At 42.2% G+C, this 15968-nt stretch carries 16 protein-coding genes; 5 read left to right on the forward strand and 11 right to left on the reverse strand.

All coding sequences use genetic code 11. The features are described from left to right. Positions 1–286: 286 nt before the first annotated feature. Positions 287–1171, reverse strand: a complete 885-nt coding sequence (locus V6D42_RS14900; RefSeq protein WP_333513738.1) for a nucleotidyltransferase-like protein — start codon at positions 1169–1171, stop codon at positions 287–289. A 206-nt stretch (positions 1172–1377) separates the two neighbouring features. Between V6D42_RS14900 and V6D42_RS14905 the strand changes: the two genes are divergently transcribed. Continuing rightward, the gene (locus tag V6D42_RS14905) at positions 1378–1731 is read left to right on the forward strand and encodes a YgzB family protein (protein WP_326223836.1); all 354 of its coding nucleotides are present in this window, start codon (positions 1378–1380) and stop codon (positions 1729–1731) included. Between the two features lie 30 nt (positions 1732–1761). Here V6D42_RS14905 and perR read toward each other — a convergent pair whose 3' ends face one another. After that, entirely contained in the window at positions 1762–2199 is a 438-nt protein-coding gene (gene perR / locus V6D42_RS14910; protein ID WP_010333472.1) for a peroxide-responsive transcriptional repressor PerR, read from the reverse strand. A gap of 134 nt (positions 2200–2333) precedes the next feature. After that, positions 2334–2807, reverse strand: coding sequence for a thioredoxin-dependent thiol peroxidase (gene bcp, locus V6D42_RS14915; protein ID WP_333513739.1), 474 nt, complete (start codon positions 2805–2807; stop codon positions 2334–2336). 151 nt (positions 2808–2958) lie between these two features. On the opposite strand from bcp, the gene V6D42_RS14920 reads away from it, so the two are divergent. Then, positions 2959–4248, forward strand: coding sequence for a glutamate-1-semialdehyde 2,1-aminomutase (locus V6D42_RS14920; RefSeq protein WP_029441293.1), 1290 nt, complete (start codon positions 2959–2961; stop codon positions 4246–4248). 220 nt (positions 4249–4468) lie between these two features. Continuing rightward, positions 4469–5530, forward strand: a complete 1062-nt coding sequence (locus V6D42_RS14925) for an aromatic acid exporter family protein (RefSeq protein ID WP_101863566.1) — start codon at positions 4469–4471, stop codon at positions 5528–5530. Between the two features lie 72 nt (positions 5531–5602). Here the strand turns inward: V6D42_RS14925 and V6D42_RS14930 are convergent, their stop codons facing one another. The 5 genes from V6D42_RS14930 to fabL all read right to left on the reverse strand — a co-directional run bounded on the left by V6D42_RS14930 (position 5603) and on the right by fabL (position 9618). Further along, a complete protein-coding gene (locus V6D42_RS14930) occupies positions 5603–7345 on the reverse strand; it encodes an ABC transporter ATP-binding protein (protein ID WP_333513740.1) in 1743 nt (580 codons plus the stop codon). Positions 7346–7429: 84 nt separating this feature from the next. Next, the gene (gene ntdP / locus V6D42_RS14935) at positions 7430–7960 is read right to left on the reverse strand and encodes a nucleoside tri-diphosphate phosphatase (protein WP_003223272.1); all 531 of its coding nucleotides are present in this window, start codon (positions 7958–7960) and stop codon (positions 7430–7432) included. A 143-nt stretch (positions 7961–8103) separates the two neighbouring features. Then, complete coding sequence (locus V6D42_RS14940; protein ID WP_333513742.1) at positions 8104–8364, reverse strand: YgaB family protein; 261 nt, start codon at positions 8362–8364, stop codon at positions 8104–8106. A gap of 173 nt (positions 8365–8537) precedes the next feature. Then, positions 8538–8795 carry a gamma type acid-soluble spore protein SspE gene (gene sspE / locus V6D42_RS14945; RefSeq protein WP_010333465.1) on the reverse strand — a complete coding sequence of 86 codons (258 nt, stop codon included), beginning with the start codon at positions 8793–8795 and terminating at the stop codon, positions 8538–8540. A gap of 70 nt (positions 8796–8865) precedes the next feature. Then, entirely contained in the window at positions 8866–9618 is a 753-nt protein-coding gene (gene fabL / locus V6D42_RS14950) for an enoyl-[acyl-carrier-protein] reductase FabL (RefSeq protein WP_010333464.1), read from the reverse strand. Between the two features lie 83 nt (positions 9619–9701). On the opposite strand from fabL, the gene V6D42_RS14955 reads away from it, so the two are divergent. Beyond that, entirely contained in the window at positions 9702–9926 is a 225-nt protein-coding gene (locus V6D42_RS14955; protein ID WP_010333463.1) for a hypothetical protein, read from the forward strand. 21 nt (positions 9927–9947) lie between these two features. Here the strand turns inward: V6D42_RS14955 and mutY are convergent, their stop codons facing one another. Beyond that, on the reverse strand, positions 9948–11048 hold the full coding sequence (gene mutY, locus V6D42_RS14960; RefSeq protein ID WP_333513743.1) for an A/G-specific adenine glycosylase: 1101 nt from the start codon (positions 11046–11048) through the stop codon (positions 9948–9950). 215 nt (positions 11049–11263) lie between these two features. On the opposite strand from mutY, the gene V6D42_RS14965 reads away from it, so the two are divergent. Further along, positions 11264–12247 carry a metal-dependent hydrolase gene (locus V6D42_RS14965; RefSeq protein WP_333513744.1) on the forward strand — a complete coding sequence of 328 codons (984 nt, stop codon included), beginning with the start codon at positions 11264–11266 and terminating at the stop codon, positions 12245–12247. On the opposite strand, the gene V6D42_RS14970 is transcribed toward V6D42_RS14965, so the two are convergent. Then, a complete protein-coding gene (locus V6D42_RS14970; protein WP_333513745.1) occupies positions 12244–14829 on the reverse strand; it encodes a YfhO family protein in 2586 nt (861 codons plus the stop codon). The genes V6D42_RS14965 and V6D42_RS14970 overlap by 4 nt on opposite strands. 70 nt (positions 14830–14899) lie before the next feature. Then, a complete protein-coding gene (locus V6D42_RS14975) occupies positions 14900–15889 on the reverse strand; it encodes a glycosyltransferase family 2 protein (protein WP_010333459.1) in 990 nt (329 codons plus the stop codon). Positions 15890–15968: the final 79 nt, after the last annotated feature.

A 15968-nucleotide genomic window follows, 5' to 3' on the forward strand; every position in this document is an offset into this window, starting at 1 on the left:
ACAGATTAAGTTCGCCACATCCTGTGGCAACATCTGCGTGACCTGCATCGTGCAGGCCTTAGTTTGACTGACTACGCACATCGCTGTGCGATTTATTTGAAACTTGAATTAACAGGTACGTTTTGTCTTGTTTAGTTTTCAAAGATCATCAGCACTTCTTGTAGAAGTGACTTTATCAGTATAACATTTCGACTTTGTTTTGTCAAATGTTTTTTATTTTATTTCTCCGCCGCTGTGAGCTTATTTTTTCAGAAGCGCATCAGCGACGTTTAATAATATACCATGCTCACGAATCAGAGTCAACATCTTTTTTAAAAGAATATCCTCGATGAAAGACAGACTGTCCTTTGGTTTCCATTCGGCACACGCTGATAAGACCTTTTTCCGTCAGGTAATCAAGCATGACGCCAAGGTCTTGAGTGAAATGGATTAAGTCAGGATGCTGAAGAAGCTCGCTAAATTGCCATATGTCCTTTTCTTTCATGACTTCGAAAAGATGTGCTGAACCAATCTCAGCTTTAGAATGAATCAGAAAATCATTTGCTAAGAATAATAATTCAAGCCTTTTTTCCAAGCTTTCGTGACTTTCAATCAGCTCGGAATATAATTTGTACACTTGAGGCTCGATTTGACGCACTTGACTCCACACAGTGGTTTCAGGGTGGAATCCTCTGTCGATTACTTCAATACGTGCTAGATGATGCAGGGCATGAACTACCGCATTGTAGGCATCTAAAAATTGATTGGCTTCAAAGAAAGCTTTTCCTTCAACGTATCTTCTAATTAACTTGCCGTATTCAAGGCCGATCTTCAGTTTGCGTTCTGCAAACGGAAAAGTATTAAGCCTGTCGATAAGCTCAGCAATATACTCATTGCGGTCAAACATGACTCTTCCGTTTACAATCCAATCTATCATTCTTCTATTTGTGCCTAGCAAAATCCATTCTTGAACCTGAGCATCAGTTATCACATGTAAAGAGGCTGTTTTGTGATCAAATTCATAATGCTTTATAAAAACAGGTTTATCAGACTGCTTTACAATGACAAGCAAAGCGGCATCAAAGTTATCTGTCAGGGAAGATGTTTTGTTTCTTCTCTCAATCATAATAACAGCCAATGTATTCGGATGGCTTGCTCTTTCTTGATAAATTGGACGGAGAAGATTTTCCATCACTATTCCTCCAATGCAATTGTTCAATTTTTTCATTCTCTATTTGATTCAATTCTATGGTTAAATCGAAATTCCTTTTTTCTAAACACATTGAACTATTATAAACAATTTCAAAGCAAGTCTCCATATTTAAATTCCATTTCAAACGAAAACATGAAGAAAATCCCATCGGGTTTGTGCTATATTTAATTCAGAGGGGGATGGACATGGCGAAATACTCCAGCAAAATTAATAAGATCAGAACGTTTGCGTTAAGTTTGGTTTTCGTTGGGTTTATCATTATGTACATCGGGATTTTTTTTAAGGAGTCCGTTTTGCTTTCGAGTTTGTTTATGATACTTGGGCTTTTATCCATCGGGCTCAGTACGGTTGTTTATTTTTGGATCGGCATGCTCTCGACCAAAGCGGTTCGTGTCATTTGCCCTGGCTGTGAAAAAGAGACCAAGGTTTTAGGCAGAGTAGATATGTGTATGCATTGCAGGGAGCCGCTGACTTTAGATCAAAGCTTAGAAGGAAAAGAATTTGACGAGTCATATAATAAGAAGAAAATGACGAAATAAATAAGCTGACCGTTTTGCGGTCAGCTTATTTTAATGGTTTTCTTTTTTTGAACACTCTTGGCAGACGCCGTAAATTTCTAAACGGTGGTGGCTTACTTTAAAGCCGGTCACATGTGCAGCGAGCTGCTCCACTTCGTCAAGGCCGGGATAGTGGAAGTCCACAATTTTACCGCAGCTTTCACAAATGGCGTGATAGTGATCGGATGTAACAAAATCAAATCTGCTAGAAGCATCGCCATATGTGAGCTCTTTTACCAGGCCGGATTCCCGGAACACACGCAAGTTGTTATATACCGTCGCTACGCTCATATTAGGAAATTTTCCTTCCAGAGCTTTATATATATCGTCCGCTGTTGGATGAGCCATAGAGTTAACGAGATATTCCAGAATCGCATGACGTTGAGGAGTAATGCGAACTCCGGTTTCCTTCAACGTTTCTAAGGCTTCTTTTAGTTCATGTGCAGCCATCCGTCATGCACCTCTCTTCTAAAAAAGATTCTTACATTATAATGTTTATAATTAGTGTACCTCTTTTTACGATAATTTGTCAATTGATATTAGGGTAAAAGTTGCAGCATCTATTATGAAGCTGACTGACAATTTTACTTTTCCGACATATCTTTCAGCGTCTGGAGCGCTTCGGCTACATGGTCTTTCACTTTTACCTTTCTCCATTCTTTAATGAGCCGGCCATCTTTGTCAATTAAAAAAGTGGAGCGTTCAATTCCCATATATTCTTTTCCGAAGTTTTTCTTCAGTTTCCACACATCAAATGCCTCCGCCAGCTTGTGTTCGTCATCGACAAGCAGCAAAAACGGCAGATTGTGCTTCTCTTTAAATTTCCCGTGTTTTTCCTCGCTGTCCGGGCTAACGCCGATAATCACAGCATCCAGCTCAGCGAAGTTTTCATGGCTGTCACGAAAATCGCAGGCTTCAGTTGTGCATCCCGGTGTCATGTCTTTTGGATAAAAGTAAAGGACGATATACTGCCCTTCATAATCCGATAATTTTACTATCTCCCCATGATCACCTTTCAACTCAATATCAGGCACTTTTTGTCCGATTTCAATAGTCATTTCTTTACCTCCGAATGTTTTTGTATTAAGCGTATCCAATTCTTGTCCAGATTACAACCATGGCCCCTGATCTTGAGTCTGAATCCGTTGTTCTTGTCTCGAAGCATGCTACAATAGAGGGGACGCATGGAGATATAGGAGGTTATTATTTTTGTATACAAAATCAGTTGAACTTCACCGTGAAGCATTAGAGCATATTGTCGGCGGTGTAAACAGCCCTTCAAGATCATATAAAGCAGTTGGCGGGGGTTCTCCTGTTGCAATGGAGAAAGCAAACGGCGCTTATTTTTGGGACGTCGACGGAAACAAATACATTGATTATTTGGCGGCTTACGGCCCAATCATCACCGGACATGCCCACCCGCATATTACAGAGGCGATTAAAAAAGCCGCAGAAAACGGTGTATTATATGGAACACCGACAAAACATGAGGTTACTTTTGCAAAGATGCTGAAGGAAGCCATTCCTGCTATGGATAAAGTAAGATTCGTCAATTCAGGGACAGAAGCTGTGATGACGACCATCCGAGTGGCTCGTGCTTACACAGGCCGAACCAAAATCATTAAATTTGCAGGCTGTTATCACGGCCATTCAGATCTTGTGCTCGTAGCGGCAGGCTCCGGTCCGTCTACTCTGGGCACACCTGACTCAGCCGGTGTACCGAAAAGCATTGCAAACGAGGTCATTACAGTTCCATTTAATGATATTGACAGCTACAAAGCAGCCTTAGATAAATGGGGCAGTGAAATCGCAGCGGTTCTCGTTGAACCGATTGTCGGCAACTTCGGTATCGTTGAGCCAAAAGAAGGTTTCTTAGAACAAGTAAACGAACTGACACACAATGCGGGCGCCCTCGTTATTTATGATGAAGTCATTACTGCTTTCCGCTTTATGTATGGCGGTGCTCAGGATCTTTTACAGGTTAAACCGGATTTAACTGCACTCGGAAAAATTATTGGCGGCGGACTTCCAATTGGAGCCTATGGCGGGAAACAAGAAATTATGGAGCAAGTCGCACCGCTCGGCCCTGCATATCAGGCAGGAACAATGGCCGGAAACCCCGCTTCTATTTTATCTGGCATTGCTTGCCTGGAAGTGCTGAAAGAAGAAGGCGTGTATGAAAAGCTTGACCGTCTTGGCGCTATGCTTGAGGAAGGCATTTTGGCACACGCAGAAACCCATGGCATCACAATAACAGTCAATCGCTTAAAGGGTGCACTGACGGTTTACTTCTCTGATGAGAAAGTAGAGAATTACGATCAGGCAGAACGCAGTGACGGTGAAACATTCGCTACGTTTTTCAAGCTGATGCTGGAGCGCGGCATTAATCTCGCACCTTCTAAATATGAAGCGTGGTTTATTACAACAGCACATACAGAGCAGGACATTAAAGATACGCTTGCTGCTGTTGAGGATGCTTTTAAACATCTTAAAAAGTAATATTGCACATTCGTCGGACAGGAGCTTAAAGCTCCTGTTTTTGTGTACTTTTAAAAAGCGTGTAAGATTTTGGTCTTTTTCTTGAGAAATAGCTTGAATAATTGTATTGATCCCTGTATATTACTTAATTGTTTAGCAAATAAACTCACAGGGAATTTTAATGATTAGCCATTTGCTAGGTCAAACAATTTATTATAGAAAGGAATGCACGCACAAACCAATGAAACTTGGTGCCCGCATTTTCAAAACAGGGATCGCGATTACGCTGGCTCTTTATTTAGCTTCGTGGATCGGACTTCCCGCACCGATTTTTGCTGGGATTGCAGCAATATTTGCGATCCAGCCATCAATTTACCGCTCTTTTCTTATTATTATTGATCAGGTTCAGGCAAATATTATCGGAGCTGTCATTGCCACAGTATTCGGTCTTATTTTCGGACCCAGTCCGATTATGATCGGATTGACAGCAGTGATTGTTATTACCATAATGCTGAAGCTTAAAATTGAACATACGATTTCCATTGCTCTTGTTACAGTTATTGCGATTTTAGAATCTGCCGGTGACGACTTTTTAATGTTTGCGCTGATCAGAACAAGCACAGTCATTTTAGGGGTGCTTTCTTCCTTTATCGTCAACCTGGTGTTCCTGCCGCCTAAGTACGAGACAAAGCTGATTCATAATACGGTCGAAAACACTGAAGAAATTATGAAATGGATCAGGCTGATTATGCGCCAGTCAACAGAGCATTCGATTTTGAAAGAGGATATTGAAAAATTGAAAGAAAAAATGCTCAAGCTTGATCAGACATATCTTCTATATAAAGAAGAAAGAAGCTACTTTAAGAAAACGACTTACGTGAAATCAAGAAAACTTGTCCTGTTCAGACAGGCTATAATAACCGCAAACCGGGCGCTCGACACGCTGAAGAAGCTGCATCGCCTGGAAAACGAGATTTATCATATGCCTGAAGAGTTTCAGGAAACACTGACTGAAGAACTTGATTACCTGCTTTATTGGCACGAGCGGATTTTGATGAGGTTTGTCGGCAAAATTAAACCGCATGATGATACAGATGAAGAAGGCATCCAATACAAACAGCTGCTGACAAAGTCATTTCTTAAAAACCAGCGCAACTCAGATGATGAGCTTCTTGATTATAATATGCTTAATATTATGGCAAGCGCTGTGGAATACCGCGAGCAGCTTGAACATTTAGAAACACTTATTACAAGCTTTCAAACGTACCATCCGAAAGACTGCGAAATGGAAATAGAAGAGTAGCCCGGTTCATATGCCGGGTTTTTTTATACAAAAAAATCTTATATCCTTGATAAAAGGATATAAGATCGAAGTTTACTTCAAGTTTTGGATTGTGAATAAGTGCTTGTATTGACTGTCATAATCCATCAGTTCATCATGAGTTCCGGTTTCAATGATTGTTCCGTTTTCCATGACGACAATTTTATCCGCATGCGTAATTGTTGATAAGCGGTGAGCCACGACAAAAGTTGTTCTGTCCTTCGCCAGTTTAACCATCGCTTCTTGAATGTAGTGTTCACTTTCAAGATCCAAAGCTGAAGTGGCTTCATCCAAGATCAGCAGCGGCGGATTTTTCAGAAATACACGCGCAATGGAAATTCGCTGTTTTTGTCCCCCGGAGAGCTTAACGCCTCTTTCTCCTACACGGGTCTCATACCCTTCCGGAAAACTCATAATAAAATCATGTGCATTAGCTGCTTTTGCGGCTTCCATAATGTCTTCAAGCGTGGCGTTAGGTTTTCCGATCGCAATATTTTCTCTAATCGTTTCACTGAATAAAAAGGTATCCTGAAGCACCATGCCAACCTGATTGCGCAGGCTTCTTGCTTCATAATCCCGAATATCTGTCCCGTCAATCAATAGACTGCCGCTTGATACATCATAAAACCTTGGAATCAGGCTGACGAGCGTGGATTTCCCTCCGCCGCTCATTCCAACGAGAGCTACAGTTTCTCCTCTGATTACTTTTAATGACACGTCATGAAGGATGTTTTCTTTCTCCTTTTCATATTGAAACGATACATTTTGAAATTCGACTTCTCCGCGGATATGGTCAGCTTTGATGGCATTTGGTTTGTCAGTCAGTTCATACGGCTCGTCAATAAATTCAAACACCCTGTCCATTGAAGCGATTGACTGCGTCAAGGTTGTAGATGAATTAATCAGCCTTCTGACAGGGTTATACATTCTGTCGATATATCCGACAAATGCAACCATCGTTCCGACAGTCAGCGGTCCGTTGATGACAAAATAGCCGGCAAATGCAATCACGATGAGCGGTGCCAGATCTGTAATGGTGTTGACAACTGCAAAGGTCTTGGCATTCCAATTCGTATGACTGATTGCTTTATCTAAGAAATGGCTGTTTTTTTCGTTAAAGTTGGCCTGCTCATGGTCTTCTATCGCAAAGCTTCTGATCACCGGCATGCCTTGAATCCGTTCATGCAAATGCCCCTGCACCTGAGCAAGCGCCTGTGACCGCTCTCTTGTCAGCTTTCTTAAACGGCCGTAAAAATACTTCACCGATATACCGTATAACGGAAACAAAACGATGGAAATAAGCGTTAATTTCACGTCTAGCGTCAGCATGATAGAGATCACGATCAAAATCGTCAGCATATCAAGCCATATATTCATCAGACCTGTGATCACAAAGTCCTTTGTCTGTTCCACATCGTTGATCACTCGGGAAATGACTTCCCCTGTTCTAGTATTCGCATAAAAACGAAGACTCAGCTTCTGTATATGATCAAACAGCTTGGCTCTTATATCATAGAGTACCTTACTGGCTGTCCACTGGGCAAAATATTGCCGATAATATTCAACTGGCGGGCGCAAAATTAAAAATAAGGCGAACATGATCGCCATAATGGTGAACAATGACGTTGTTTTGTCACTGGCCGTGCCGCCTCCTTGAATAATGTCGTCAACTACGTACTTCAAAAGCAATGGGAGAGCAAGCGGAATGGAGAATTTTACGATCCCAATTAATACTGTAATAAAAATTTGCTTCTTATAAGGTTTGACGAATTGCATATAGCGTTTCATAACCCCCACGTTGATTCCCCCTCTCTATATCATGATGTGTGTGAGCCCATGTGAAAAACCTGTTGTACCCCGCAACAGGTTTTTACGTAACCATTATTTTGTATAGCGCAAATACCGTTCATACCACATATCGACAAACTCGGGCGCAAACGGTCCCTGCCGCTGATGAATCCAGTGAAGCAGCGTATTTAAGTAGTCTCTTAAAATACTGTCAATTTCTTTTGGATAATTCATGGCTTTCCGATGGTCATCATATTCATCTTCGTCGAGAATATTATAGGTCATGTCAGGAAATACCTTTACATCCAAGTCGTAATCAATATATTTAATTGCTTCGCCATCATAGGCAAACGGAGAACTGATGTTGCAGTAATAGTGAACCCCGTCTTCCCTCAGCATCCCGATGACATTAAACCATTGTCTTGCGTGAAAATAACAGATTGCGGGCTCTCTGGTTATCCATGTCCGGCCGTCTGATTCGGTTACCATCGTCCGGTCATTGGCTCCGATGACACACATTTCTGTACTTTTTAAGATAGTCGTTTCATTCCAAATTCTGTGGATCAGCCCGTTATGCTTATAGCTGTGAATTTGAATGGTTTCTCCTTCCTTGGGATAACCCATATTTCTCCCCTACTTTCTATAAAGCCCTACAGTTAGTATGTCCAAACTTGCTTACCGACAACGTCTTTTACCTATTATAACGTTACAAATTGAAAAATGAAAATAAAAGAGCCATTCCAGCTTGGGAATGGCACATTCCTGCTCTACACAAAGGAAGACGGCTTTTCTGAGCTGCGATATGAACGAATCACCTGCTCTGTCTGCTTTTGAAACATATCCTGTATATCAGCAAGATGTTTTCGTTTTACCGCAATTTCATCCTGAATACCGCGCAGGCTTGCATCCCTTTCCAAGTGCCGGAGTTCTGCTTCGATTTGTTTGCAGCGGTCGAGCTCTGATTGGAGATCGAGAAGCTTGTCCATCGTTTTCATCTGTTCTATTACCAGCTTTTCAAATTCCGTCATCGGTTCCTCCTTCAGCCCTGGTCAAAGTCTAAACGTTTCCACCATTAATCATTTCGATCCTGATCTGGCAAACCCTTTGACTCATTCTGTTGAGCTTTCACAAGTTTTGTCGTTTTTCAAACAGAAAAAAGCACTTCCACCCGAAGATGAAGTGCTTTTTTCTGTTTCAGTGATTAGCTGTTCTGTTGTTTGTTTTGTTCAGCAGATTGGTTTTGCTGTCTTACCTGCTGTGTGTTAGTTTCGCTTGCGAATTCAGTGCCGAATTGACCTTGTTGGCCAGCAGCTGATTGTTGGTTTTGTTTTCTGACTTGCTGAACGTTTGTTTCGCTAGCAAATTCAGTACCGAATTGACCTTGACCAGCAGCTGATTGTTGGTTTTGTTTTCTAACTTGTTGAGCGTTAGTTTTGCTGAAATTATTTGAGTTAGCCATTGTTATCACCTCCACGGTCATTAGAATGTGCAGGTAATCGATTGGCTATTCCTTTTTTCAAAAAAATTTTTTAAACGAGCAGTGAGCGCCCGCCGTCAACGATAATGGTCTGTCCGCGGATCATGTCAGCTTTTGAAGACACTAAAAATTCAACCGTATCGACCATGTCTTTAATCTCTACCATACGTCCCGCCGGGGTATTTTGACGCGCATCCTCCAAAAGATCTTCTCTGTTCGGGAAGTGTTTGAGCGCATCTGTGTCAATCGCTCCGCCTGATACTGCATTTACGATAATCTGTTTTGGTGAAAGCTCTACTGCGAGATAACGGGTTAAAGCCTCTAATGCAGCTTTTGACACACCAACTGTCGTATAGTTTTCAAGGTAGCGGATTGAACCTAATGAGCTGATGCTGACAATATGACCGCCGCCGTTCTTCTCCATCAGCTTTGCCGCTTCCTGAGCGCAGAACAGCAAGGCTTTTGCATTGATGTTCATCGTCCAGTCCCAATGTGTCTCCTCTAATTCCATAACCGGTCTCAGTACACCTGATGCCGCGTTATTAACAAAGACATCCAGCCTTCCAAAGGTTTCATCAATTTGCTGAAACATCTCTTTAATTTTTGCGGGCTGTCCCACGTTTGCTTTTACAATAAGCACTTTAACACCAAGTTTTTCGATTTCTTCCGCTGTTTCCAGAGCGGCTTTTTTGCTGCGTGCATAGTTAATGACAATATTATAGCCATTTTCGGCAAGTCTGATCGCCGCTGCTTTTCCGACGCCGCGGCTGCTTCCTGTTACGAGTGCGCATTTATTTTGTTCCATTTTTTCCTCAGCTCCTTGTAGCGTATAGTTCTCTTCATTCCACAAACAATAATGGCAAGAACTTTAAAGGGGGGTCTTCCGTTATGTATGTCGGACGAGATATGAGCGAATTGACCATGATTTCCAAAAAAGACTGGAAAAACAGTGAACTCGCCTATTTTCATCATGCCTTTCAGCAAATTATGCCTTATTTGAACGAAGAAGGCCAATCAAAATACCGTGAATTAACGCAAGAGATTGAAGCGCGCGGCGGAATGAAGCGCAATGAAGCAGACTACAGCCACGGCACGCGCGTCAGTTATGATTAAGGACTCTACCGAGCAGCCGAATTATATGACTCCGGCTGCTTCCACTGCCATCTTCCAAATTTTTTGATGTGACACTGGAAACGCGAATTCTTCGAGCTCTTCCTTCGTTACTAATTTCAGGTCTGCAGTATCCGACACTTGTTTTACTTTACCGAAAAACACAGAAATATTCCATACCAGGTGGGTGAAAACATGCTCCACTACACCTTGGAGGTCACTGATTTCAGCTTGTATGCCAAAATCACTTTCTAAAAATGCAGTGAGCTGCTCGCGCTCTGTTTTGATTCCTTTTTGTGTTTCAAGATTCGGGAATTCCCACAGATTGGCTAGCAGTCCCTTAGACGGGCGTTTATGAATATAGACTTGTCCGTCATCATCTGTCAGTACAATTGCAGCCATTGTTTTCATCCCGGGTTTTTTCTTTTTGCTTTTCACCGGGAGTTCTCGTTCAGTCCCTTCTGCAAATGCTGAGCAATGCCGCTGGACAGGACAAAGCAGGCAAGAAGGTGATTTCGGCGTACAGATGATGGCTCCAAGCTCCATTAAACCTTGATTGAATGCCGAGGGTTTATCTTTTGAAATAAACACACGGACCGCTTCTTCAAAAACGGTTCTTGTTTTTGGCTTAGCAATATCATCCCAGATGGACAGAATTCTCGACATAACACGCATTACATTTCCGTCAACCGCGGGAATCGGTTTGTTGTATGCAATGCTTAGCACCGCTCCTTTTGTGTAAGGGCCTACGCCTTTTAAGCCGCCAAACTCTTTTTCTTCTGACGGAACAACTCCTCCGTACTGCTGCTTCACTTCTTTTACAGCGCTTTGCAGGTTTCTGACCCGCGAGTAATAACCGAGACCTTCCCATGCTTTGAGCACTTTTTCTTCATCGGCATCAGCGAGTGCTTCTACTGTCGGGAATTGCTCCACAAACCGTAAAAAGTAAGGAATGACCGTCTCTACTCTCGTTTGCTGGAGCATCACTTCTGACACCCACACTTTATATGGATCTTGGTCCTCTCTCCACGGCAGAATGCGCTGTTCTCTTTCGAACCATGTAATTAAATCATTTTGAAATTGCTGTATATCTTTTTGTCTTACCTTATCTTCAAGTACATTCATATGTGTTTCTCCCCAGTCTCTCGCGCCCCACTTTTCTTTAGACTGTTTTTTGTTGTACACTAAGGGCACAGTACGATAATATGTTACATTAAATAGAAGTAAAGAAAAAGCGGAAACATATGAGAACGATTGAACAGTTTAAAAGATTGGGTATATAAAATGAGGGAATGTCTTACAAAGTGAATGTGCAGGATAAACCTGCAAGGAGGTCACCTATGGATACGGGCACACATGTTGTCATGGGCATCGCACTCGGCGGAATTGCGACACTGGATCCGGTTGTCGGAACAGATCCGGCAATGGCTCACGCAGTCATGATCGCTACGCTTGCGGGCTCACAGGCTCCTGATATCGATACTGTGTTAAAACTTAAAAATAATGCTGTTTATATAAGAAATCACAGAGGTTTTACCCATTCTATTCCCGCCGTTTTGTTTTGGTCTGTCATCATTCCGGCGATTTTGCATTTATTTTATCCTCAGGCTGATTTTCTGCATCTGTGGCTGTGGACATTGCTGGCAGTCGTGCTGCATGTTTTTGTGGACATTTTCAATGCGTACGGAACACAAGCCATCCGGCCGTTTTCGAAAAAATGGGTGGCACTCGGGCTGATTAACACATTTGATCCGTTTATTTTCATCAGCCATCTGGCTGCCATCGCGGTTTGGTATGTCGGCGGAAGCCCCGGTATCACATTTCTCACCTTATACGTCATACTGGCAGGCTATTATATCTTGCGCCTGATGATGCAGCTGCGAATCAAACGGCAGCTCCGTGAGCTAATTGATGAAGAGATCGAAAACATTATCATTTCACCGACGATGAAATTCCGGCAATGGCGAATTGCCGTTACGACCGCGCATGCTTTTTATGTAGGAAGGAGCATGGACGGGCATGTGGTGATACTTGATACGTTTAATCGGGTGCCGGTTCCTGAAACCGATGTTATGCAAGCTGCAAAGCAGGATGACAACATTGCGGCGTTTCTTTCATTCTCTCCGGTATACAGATGGGAAGTGGATACGTATAAAGACCATTATGAGGTCCGGTTTATTGACCTGCGTTATCGGAGTAAAGGGCACTATCCGTTTGTGGCAATCGTTCATATCAGCCATGATCTTGAAATACGCTCATCTTATACTGGCTGGATATTCAGCGAAGAAAAGCTTCAGAAAAAATTAAAGCTCGGCTCTATTTAGAGCCGGGCTTTTTTGCGTCTTGTATAAAAAACAGCTAGGAGCAGACTGATGAAAGAAATCACTGCCGATATTTTAAAATATGGCGGATAGTAGATCAGTTCAATTTGATTGTCTCCCTTTTGCGCCTTAAAACCAATAAAAGTGTAATCGGCTTTTTCAATTTTCTGCTGCTTACCGTTAATTTTCAGCTCCCAGCCTTTCTCATACGGAATCGGGAGCATGATGTACTGAGGTTTGGAATTGTGATATGTGAATGTCAGCTTGTTTTTATTCCATTTCAGGCTGTCTGTTTTCTCCGTTTTGTTTTGCGACGCAGCGTTTTTTAATGTTTGATAATTTTCTTCATAAAGCGCGATATGTGAAAGCTCGTACGTTCCTTTCGGAAGCCTGATTGAGATATGATCTGCTTTAGGCACTCTGATGGTCAAATCGTTTACTCCCGTTTTATAGATCGATTGATTTGATTTTCTTGTTGTGACATAATCATTTACCTTTAGCGTAAATCCTTTGTCTCTTGCTTTGCTTTTCAAATAAAAACTAACATAGTAATCGCCCGGACCGACTGGTGGCTTTTTCGGGGTGATGATCAATTCTCCTCCGTTTTCTCCAGTTACAGTCAGGAGTCCGTTTTGATATTGAGCTTGTTTTGCAGTGATGTCCGATTTGGAAATCAGATTCGTCAGATCAGGGGGCTGCTCTGTTTTTTCAGTTGGATCTGCTAATACAATTCCTTTGAGCATCGCTTGCTCTTTTGCAAGTGCCGGCAACTTTTTCAGGTCACTTTCTGCGTAAACCCTTTCGGCTGATTTGACGAAAGGAAGCATATATTGATTTTCATAAACGGTGTAGTGCTCTGATTCCTTATGTTTTGTGAAGCCGTATGGAACATTCGCTTCGTTTATTTTTTCCGTCATATAGTATCTGCCGTAAAGCAGGCTGTACAAATTCGCTCTGTCCCCCAATGAAGCGTAGCGGCTGACGCTTTCTCTTCCCATATCGATGCGAAGATCATTCCAATAAAAGGAGAGCAGATGGCTGTTTAAAATGCTCGAGTAGGCGCTGAATCCATTAAACCCGTAAATAATCGGAGTGTTATTGCGCACGCCATTCATCCAGTCGATTCTCACGAGCGGGTCATTGTCTTCCTTTTGCACACGTCTGATGAGCTTAGATTGTTCGTCTCCTTTGTATTCCTCGCTTGTAATATAGGATTTTGAAACACTGTCCAGCCCGCCTCCTTCTGAGAGCGCATATTTCTGATAGGTGTTAGCGACAAGCAGCGAAGACAAAATCACCACACCGTATACAGCAAGCTTTGCCCGTTTTTTCACAAAAACTGCGGCAAACAAAGCAGCGATTGTCAGGAACAAAAGCAATAAGATGCTTTCATTCGCTGGCTTCCATATATCAAGCTCATATCTTTGGACATGATACCAGTAAAGAAGCAGAACAACCGCTGCTGCTGGAAGCAGTTCTTTCCGCCTCAGCTCCTGCAGCTGTGATAAACCTGCCGCTGCTGCCCCGGCGATTGTAAAGGCCAAAATATATTCAAACCGGTTTTGCGGTGCGGAAAAGCCGTTAAAGACGCTTGCCGCATACGGACTGAAATGAAAGAGAATAAACAGAAGGCTCATTCCGGCAAAAAGGCGAAACACGCGGTGTTTATAAAAAGAAATGACAAACAAAAACAGTAAAAAGATGGCTGGCACCACGATAATCCTGCTCGAAAATAAAATATTATCATCGAAATTCAGCCACTCTATTTTTTCATTATACGGTGGACGCAGGTTATTTAAGTATCCGTAAACCACCGGCACAAATACCGCCGCACTGATACCAAAAGAAATGAGTCCCGAGACGATAAACATTCTGCATTGGACCCATTTTTTCACTTCATGTTCTTCCAGCTTGATCAGCCATCTGAACAAGATATAAATTCCAATGAAAATCAGATTTATGTATGCAAAGTAAAAATTGTTGATTAAGCTCAAGGAGCAAGAAATGATAAACCATTCCGGACGCCGCTCCCTGATGATTTTTTCTGCTCCGAGCACGAGAAGCGGGAGCCAAATCATAGCATCGGTGAAAAACTCCCAATACGCTTCATGGCGAAAGTAAATAATCGATACTCCGTATAGTACAGCACCCGTAAATGCCGCTGCTCTGCGTTTGAGTAAATAGCTGAAAACAGAGGCTGCTGTAAAAATTATCAGACTCAGCTTAAAAATGCTGATAAAAACGGCTGCCTGCGCCCAAAAAAGCGTGTCCGCCTCACCGATGAGATGAACGGATTGCAGCAGCCATACTGCGGCGGAAGTCGCAAGAAAAAGAAAAGAAGCAGAAAAATAATAGCCAAGCTGACTGAATGTGCCTCCGCCGAGTCCAAATGAATAATGATAGAAAAAGTTTCCTTGCGTGTATTGTTCATATAATAATTTCTTAAATACGATCATTTGCGCCAGTCCGTCACCGGGACCGGTCATATATCTGCCATCCGCCCATTCTTTCACAAAAAAAGCGTGTGCTAGAACCGCTATGAACAGACTGGCCGCATAAATGAAGACATGTTTTCTTTTTTTCATAAGGATTCTCCAGTCTTGCCGTTAACTTGTAAGCATGCAAAAAAGCACTGCCAATGGCAATTCATTCATTTCAGTGCAGTTTAGTCAGGCGCCGCATATTTTTCAATTCGTTCGTTTCAGGCAAATCTTTGCTTGGGATATTTGCTTCTTTGATCAAATAATGCGGACGTTTTTTTGTTTCGTAATAGATTCTGCCAATGTACTCTCCTATGATGCCAAGGCTCAACAGCTGAACCCCGCCAAGAAATAAGACCGCAGATATAATTGTGAAATATCCGGGTACAGAAATACCGTTTGTAAGAATTTTGACGAACGTGGCTATGATATAAATAAGAGAGAGCAGCAATACAAAAATGCCGGTGTAAAAGCATATTCTCAGCGGTTTATGGTTAAAGGAGACAACGCCATCCATTCCGTAATTAAAAAGGCTGCTGAATGACCATTTGGATGTGCCGTTTTTTCTTTCGACATTTTCGTAAAAAACAATTTTCTGTTCGAAACCGATCCAGCAAAACAGGCCTTTTGAAAAGCGGTTGCCTTCGCTCAATTTCAAAAGTGCATCTACAGCTTGGCGGCTTAACAGCCGAAAGTCTCCGACACCGTCACGCAAATCAACTTCCACCGCTTTATTAATGAACTTGTAGTAAAGGGACGAAAGAAGCGAACGCACGGGGTTATCCCCTTTCCTGTTCCTCTGGGCAATGACTTGATCATAGCCTTCCTCGTAGCCTTTGATAAAGTCCTTCAGCAAATAGGTCGGATGCTGCAAATCGGCGTCCATCACGACAACTGCCTCGCCTTGAACATGTTCAAATCCGGCCAAGATCGCGGCTTCTTTTCCAAAGTTTCGCGAAAATGATATGTATTTCACTCGGCTGCATTTGGATGCCAGGTCTTTGATCTGCTGAAGCGTGTCATCAATACTTCCGTCGTTAATGAAGAATATTTCATAATCATAATGAATGTTTTTGAATTCCTTTTTTAAAGATTCATGAATAAGTTTGACATTATAACCTTCATTGTAAGACGGGATAATAATCGAGATTAATCCTTGCTTCATTAAGGCACCTTCTTTTTATTATTCTTTTTAAGTATTGCCTTAGGGGAATTGTACACAAATCTTCAGTAAGGCTATTCCT

The organism is Bacillus sp. 0909A, from assembly GCF_036765115.1.
Taxonomy (GTDB): Bacteria; Bacillota; Bacilli; order Bacillales; family Bacillaceae; genus Bacillus; species Bacillus mojavensis.

Excerpts from the sequence above, each read along its gene's own strand:
- fabL (WP_010333464.1), bottom strand. The coding sequence starts at position 9,618 with ATGGAACAAAATAAATGCGCACTCGTAACAGGAAGCAGCCGCGGCGTC.
- V6D42_RS14905 (WP_326223836.1), top strand. The coding sequence starts at position 1,378 with ATGGCGAAATACTCCAGCAAAATTAATAAGATCAGAACGTTTGCGTTA.
- V6D42_RS14900 (WP_333513738.1), bottom strand. The coding sequence starts at position 1,171 with ATGGAAAATCTTCTCCGTCCAATTTATCAAGAAAGAGCAAGCCATCCG.
- perR (WP_010333472.1), bottom strand. The coding sequence starts at position 2,199 with ATGGCTGCACATGAACTAAAAGAAGCCTTAGAAACGTTGAAGGAAACC.
- V6D42_RS14940 (WP_333513742.1), bottom strand. The coding sequence starts at position 8,364 with ATGACGGAATTTGAAAAGCTGGTAATAGAACAGATGAAAACGATGGAC.
- V6D42_RS14925 (WP_101863566.1), top strand. The coding sequence starts at position 4,469 with ATGAAACTTGGTGCCCGCATTTTCAAAACAGGGATCGCGATTACGCTG.
- V6D42_RS14975 (WP_010333459.1), bottom strand. The coding sequence starts at position 15,889 with ATGAAGCAAGGATTAATCTCGATTATTATCCCGTCTTACAATGAAGGT.
- V6D42_RS14970 (WP_333513745.1), bottom strand. The coding sequence starts at position 14,829 with ATGAAAAAAAGAAAACATGTCTTCATTTATGCGGCCAGTCTGTTCATA.
- ntdP (WP_003223272.1), bottom strand. The coding sequence starts at position 7,960 with ATGGGTTATCCCAAGGAAGGAGAAACCATTCAAATTCACAGCTATAAG.
- mutY (WP_333513743.1), bottom strand. The coding sequence starts at position 11,048 with ATGAATGTACTTGAAGATAAGGTAAGACAAAAAGATATACAGCAATTT.
- V6D42_RS14955 (WP_010333463.1), top strand. The coding sequence starts at position 9,702 with ATGTATGTCGGACGAGATATGAGCGAATTGACCATGATTTCCAAAAAA.
- bcp (WP_333513739.1), bottom strand. The coding sequence starts at position 2,807 with ATGACTATTGAAATCGGACAAAAAGTGCCTGATATTGAGTTGAAAGGT.
- sspE (WP_010333465.1), bottom strand. The coding sequence starts at position 8,795 with ATGGCTAACTCAAATAATTTCAGCAAAACTAACGCTCAACAAGTTAGA.
- V6D42_RS14965 (WP_333513744.1), top strand. The coding sequence starts at position 11,264 with ATGGATACGGGCACACATGTTGTCATGGGCATCGCACTCGGCGGAATT.